Origin of the sequence: Mesorhizobium sp. M7A.F.Ca.US.007.01.2.1, assembly GCF_003998165.1 — a bacterium.
Taxonomy (GTDB): Bacteria; Pseudomonadota; Alphaproteobacteria; order Rhizobiales; family Rhizobiaceae; genus Mesorhizobium; species Mesorhizobium ciceri.
Genome location: NZ_RZQP01000303.1, coordinates 1 through 6,167, shown reverse-complemented (window position 1 = coordinate 6,167; position 6,167 = coordinate 1). Strand labels below are relative to the sequence as shown.

Sequence of the window (6,167 nt, the reverse complement as noted above, 5' to 3'; positions counted from 1 at the left end):
GCTGATTCACACGCTTGGTGACCGCTCCACGGGTATCATCGCCCAGTCGATCGGCGGCGGCGGCGGCAATGGCGGCGGCACGGCTTCCGCCGGCCTCGGCGCCAACGTCACAATCGGTGGCAAGGGAGGTGGCGGCGGCACGGGCTGGACCGTCGATGTCACCAATGGCGCGGCGGTACACACCGAAGGTGTCCAGTCTCATGGCATCCTGGCGCAGTCGATCGGCGGCGGTGGCGGCTCAGGCGGATTTGCCGTCTCGGTTGGCGGGCCGTCCTTCTCGCTTGGCGGCGATGGCGCGTCGGGCGGCGGGAGCAAGAAGGTCTATGTCGAAAACACAGGCCTGATCAGCACGGACAAGGATATGTCGATCGGCATCTTCGCGCAGTCGGTCGGCGGCTCGGGCGGCGACGGCGGGTTTGCGATGGCGGCCGGCGCCTTTGCCGCGGTCGGCATCGGTGGCAAAGGCGGGGCCGGCGGCGCGGCCGGCGAGGTAGAGGTCAAGAACACCAGCAACATCACGACCGTGGGCTCCCTCTCACACGGCATTCTCGCCCAGTCGGTCGGCGGCGGTGGCGGCAATGGCGGATCTGTCGGAACGTTTGCCGTCGGTCTGTTCGGCGCCGCTTCCGTGGCGATCGGCGGCGGTGGCGGCGATGGCAATCTCAGCAACCAGGTCACGGTCACCCACAAAGGTGACATTCATGTCGGCGGCATGGGCTCGAAGGCCATCCTTGCGCAATCGGTCGGTGGCAGTGGCGGCAACGGCGGTTCGGCTTATTCAGGCGCGGTCAGCGCTGGTCTCTACGTGTCCGCTTCGGTCGGGGTTGCCGTGGGTGGCGAGGGCGGCAACGGAGGCAATGGTGGAAAGGTAACGGTTCGGGCTGATGGCAACCTGATTGCCGACACCGACGCAGCCGGTTCCGGCGGCATCGTTGCCCAGTCCATCGGCGGCGGCGGCGGCAATGGCGGCCGCGCTGCCACGATTTCGGGTGCAGCCAGCACGGGGGTCAGCGTTTCACTCGGTGTCACTGTTGGTGGCTGGGGTGGCGACGGTGGCAAGAGCGACCTCGTCATCGTCGACAGCGGCATGAATGGCGGCGGCAGCATCGTTACCAAAGGCGCCAACGCGATCGGCATCCTCGCGCAATCGGTGGCCGGTAGCGGCGGCAATGGCGGCGATTCCTGGGGAGCTGCAGGCGGCTTCGGGGTCAACGCCAGCATCAATGCGACAGTCACCATCGGTGGCGGCGGCGGCAAGGGCAACATCAGCGGCGATGTCGCCGTTCACAACGCCATGACGATCAAGACGGGTGGGGACATGAGCGCCGCGATCGTTGCCCAGTCGATCGGCGGCGGCGGCGGCAACGGCGGAGCGACCAATGGCGCGACGGCCGATCTCGGTACAGAAAACGGCGTCAACGTCGCCGTCAACGTTGGTGTCGGCGGGGCGGGTGGCACAGGCAACAAGTCCGGTGCCGTGGATGTTACGAATTCCGCCAATTTGACCACCGACGGCGACTATTCGTCCGGCATTGTTGCCCAATCGATCGGCGGCGGTGGCGGCATGGGCGGTGCGACAAACACGCAGGCCTTCCACGTCGGCGGCACCGCCGGCACGAGCGTTACCGCAAATGTCAGCATCGGCGGCAATGGCGGCGAAGGCAACGATGCCGCCTGTGCCGCGGACGCCGGTGGCAATGCCACTTGTTTCGATGGCAAGGTCGGTGTCGCAGTCGATAATTCGGGCGAGATCCGCACAAGCGGGTTCAACTCGGTCGGCATCCTCGCCATGTCCATCGGCGGCGGTGGCGGCGGCGGCGGCTCGGCTTCGACCAAAGAGGATATCGTCGGCCCAGGCGATGCTGGCGAGACTTCGGTCGGTATCGGCGCGGCGATCGCCCTCGGTGCCGGCGGCGCCGGCAATGGCGGCACGGTTTCGGTGACCAACCGCAATCTGATCGTCACGGACGGCGCCGATTCCTATGGCATCAGCGCCAATTCGATCGGTGGCGGCGGCGGTGTCGGCGGCTCGTCCAGCTCTGGCGTGCTTGGCACTTACGCAATCGGCGGCTCGCTTGGCGGTGCGGGTGGCAAGGGCGGCAATGGCAACCAGGTCGATGTCGTCAATATGGCCGGCGCAACGATATGGACCAAGCAGGAGCGCTCGATAGGCATCTTCGCGCAGTCGGTCGGTGGCGGCGGCGGCGCAGGTGGTGCCGGCGAAAGCAAGGGCAAGAGCGATGGCGGTGAAGTCGCGGTAAACCTGTCGCTTGGCGGCTCGGGTGAGGTCGGCGGCAACGGCGGCAAGGTCAATGTCGAAAACAGCGGCATAATCCAGACCGACAAGGCCAATTCCCACGGCATCCTGGCGCAGTCGATCGGCGGCTCCGGTGGCGTCGGCGGCGCGTCCGGCACGTCATCCACCGACTCGAAGATCGCCATCACGCTGAGCCTCGGCGGCGCCGGCGGCGCTGGCGGTACCAGCGACAAGGTTCACGTCCAGAACTTCCAGAGCGGTTCGATCCTGACGCAGGACGACAACTCGCACGGCATCTTCGCACAGTCGGTGGGCGGCGGCGGTGGTGCGGGTGGCGCTGGCTCGACGGAGACCGGTAAGGCCGAGACGGCCGTTACCATGTATATTGGCGGCCAAGGCGGCAGTGGCAGCATCGGCGGTGAGGTCGAGGTCAACAACTTCGGCAAGATTGAAACACTGGGCTATATCTCGCACGGCATTTTTGCGCAGTCGATCGGCGGTGGCGGTGGTGCCTCGGGTGCCGCGACCGGCGCATCGGAAGCAGACATGACAATCGGTGGCGGTGCCAGCATACCCAACGGGATTCCGATCCCGGTGGTCGGCGACCCCAACGACCCCGACAACGAGGCCGATGGTGGCAAGGTCACCGTCACCAACGATGGCGAGATCATCACACACAAGGATGGGTCATACGGCATCTTCGCCCAGTCCATCGGCGGCGGTGGCGGATATGGCGGCACGGTTTCGTCCGACTTCGCCGGGTCCGACTCTTTTGCCCTCAGCCTGGGCGGCAAGGGCGGCAACGGCGGCGATGGCGGAGATGTGAGGGTTGAGGTTTCCGGATCGATCGAAACCTTCGGCGCCCGCGCGCATGGCGTCGTGGCGCAGTCGGTGGGCGGCGGCGGCGGTGTCGGCGGCGACGCAAAAGGTAAAACCTCGAACGCGCTCGGCATCGGCGGCCTTGGCGGCAATGGCGGCGATGGCGGCGACGTGACCGTGATCCGCACCGGCACCATCACCACGCATGGTGTCGATGCGGTCGCCATCATCGCTCAGTCGGTCGGCGGCGGCGGCGGCATCGGCGGCGCCGGCTTCGGGCGCTTCGGCGCCACGGCGGATGGCGGCAGCGGCATCGACAACAACACCATCGGCTTCAACACATTTGCGGGTGCCAAGGGCAATGGCGGCACGGTGACCATCCAGCAGGACGGCGAGATCGTCACCGATGGCGAGCGGGCGCACGGCATCGTGGCCCAGGCGGTGGGCGGCGGCGGCGGCCTGGCCGGCACGCTCTCCGCCGGCGCTGCCGGTTCCGGCGGTGGCATCGGCGATGCCGCGGCGGCGACGGCGACGGCCATGAGCCAGGTCTGGGTCAAGGGTGCGAGCTCGTATGCCATGTTCGGACAGAGCGCGACCGGCATCGGCGACGCGCACGCGGTTACGCTGACCGCGGGCGACAGCCTGTTCGCGCAGGGTGCTGGTTCCGTGGCCGCCTACGGCGAAAGCACAGCCAACGGCGCGAAAGGCAACATCACCATCAATCTCAACGGTCATTACACGATTGGCGGTGCCGGAACCGGCGTTGCCGCCATGCTCGTCGGCGGCGCCAACAACGCGCTGACCAACCACAGCCTGCTCTACGCAATGGGAGCGACGCCGACATTCGAGATCCAGGCAGCGGATATCCAGGCATTCCAGACCTTCCTGTTGGCGCCCGGTCCCGTCGTGCCGACCAATGCGATCCTGGAATCGCTGCTCGACGATTTCAGTCCGCTGGCCATTACCGGCACGTCGGGTGATGACCATGTCGACAATTCGCGGCTGGGCGACACGCTGGGACGCGTCATCGGCAACATCGATCTCGGCGGCGGCGACAACAGCTTCCACAATTTTGCCGATGCCTCGATGGTCGGACTGAAAACCATCGATCTCGGCGGCGGGCTGTTCACCAATGACGGGCTCTATACCAACCAGGGCATCGGCGTGGTGGCGAAGGTGGATGTCGGCGGCGGCTTCAAACAAAACCTCTCCGGCGATTTCGTCACCGATGTGGATCTCAACAACCAGATCACGGATGCCCTGGCACTAACGGCGGCCGGTGACTTCAACGGCGAAGCGCCGCTGAATTTCCTGTCGATCGATAAGCTGTTCACGGAATATGTGGTCGCCAATGGCTCGGGGATGACCGACTCCGGCATAGCAGCGAAGACCTTGCATCCGGCAGTGGGCTTCAACTTCCAGTTCCGGGTGGATGGCGGCACCGATCTCGTTCTTTACGCCGACAACCCGACATTCCTGGAACTGGCGCAGGATCCGGGGTCCGGCACCACCGATCCCGGCGTGTTCCAGATGGCGCAGTACCTTGACGATGTCGAGGCAGCATCGACCCCGGACAACCCGATGGCCAGGCTGATCAACATGCTGCGCTTCCTGCCCAATGAAGAGGAACTGGGTGCAGCATTGACCCGGCTCACACCGCATTATGCCGTGCATACGTTCAACATGATCAACCGCGAAGCCGACATGATGCTGGAAGCGGCGCGTGAGTGTACTGGCGTGCCTGCCTACAAGAATCCCGACGGCCGCTGCGTCTGGGCAACGATCAGCCCGCAGGCCGAGTACAGCCGCGACGCGGGCGCTGGCACTACAAGCCGCGACGACGTCCTGAAGACGATGTCGCTTGGCGGCATTGGCGAGATCGGCCAGAACTGGTCGCTTGGTGCCACGATCGGCCGCACAGAGTTCGATTCCAAGATCGGCTTCAATGGAGACCTGCTGTCGGAGACCACCGGTGAGGCCTGGCAGGCCTATGCGCTGGCCAAATATACCAACAAGAATTACTTCGTGGACTTTGCACTCGGTGGCGGCACGGGCTCGTTCAAGGGCGAACGCGACACCCATATCGACCCGGCATTCTACATTCCGGGCGAAACGTTGGCGGGTGATTATCTCGACGAGGTAATGCTGCCTGGCATCGGCAGCAGCGTCACCTACACACAGAAGACCGCGATGTTCGGCGGCTCGGCGCGGTTGGGTTTCACCCGGGAGATGGGCGCCTTCTATCTGCAGCCGACAGTGCAGTTCGACGCGCGCTGGCTGCGTGTCTCAGGCACGGAGGAGGGTTCGGTCGCCGCCTTCAACTTCGATGGCTCGGCCAACACCTACTATTCTGCAACCCCTGCAATCGAGATCGGCACCGACATCGCGCTCAGCGACATTGCCAGCCTTCGCGTCTACGGCAAGGCCGGGGCGGAGTTTTCCAACAAGGAGTGGGAAATCGAAGGTCGCTTCGCGGCGGCGGAGAATCTGCCTGGCAACCCCGCATTGCACTTGACGGAGGCCGTCGATTCGCCGCTCTATCGGGTCGGCGCCGGCCTTGAACTGAATGGCGTCAATGGCGTCGGCATGTCCGTCAGATATAATGGCGCCTTCGGCGAAACGGTTAAACAGAACGCGATCAGCGCGTCTCTCAAGGTCAGCTTCTAGCTGGCCCGAGGCGGAGCCGGGCGGGAGGGGTCTTGATGAGGAAGTTCGCGTATTTCGTGGCGATGCTGGGTGTTGCCTGCACCGTCGGTGTGCCGGCCGCGGCGGCGCAAACCAAGAGCGACAAGGCGGTCGCGGCACCGGCTGCCGCCGATGCGCCGCAGTTGCCCGGTGGCGCGTCGGCACTGTCCGAAACCCACGGCGACTGGACGGTCAATTGCCAGATATCAGGCGCGACCAAAACCTGCAGCCTGTCGCATCAGCAATTCAACAAGCAAAACAATCAGCGCCTGCTGGCGATCGAGCTGTCGAGCAAGACCGGCGAGGATGCCACGGGAACGCTTGCGCTGCCGTTCGGCCTGGCGCTGGCCAAGGGGGTGAGCCTGACCATCGACGATCAGAAGCTGGACGGCAGCCTGGCGTTCAA

The 6,167-nt window shown here is 65.2% G+C and carries 2 protein-coding genes; both read left to right on the top strand.

The features are described 5' to 3' along the window. Nucleotides 1-5,743, top strand: a 5,743-nt coding sequence (locus EN949_RS37185) for an autotransporter outer membrane beta-barrel domain-containing protein (RefSeq protein WP_164782603.1), incomplete at its 5' end; no start/stop codon positions are given. Between the two features lie 35 nt (nt 5,744-5,778). Then, nucleotides 5,779-6,167 (top strand): invasion associated locus B family protein (locus EN949_RS31900; RefSeq protein ID WP_127371890.1); only part of this gene is annotated, 389 nt, incomplete at its 3' end.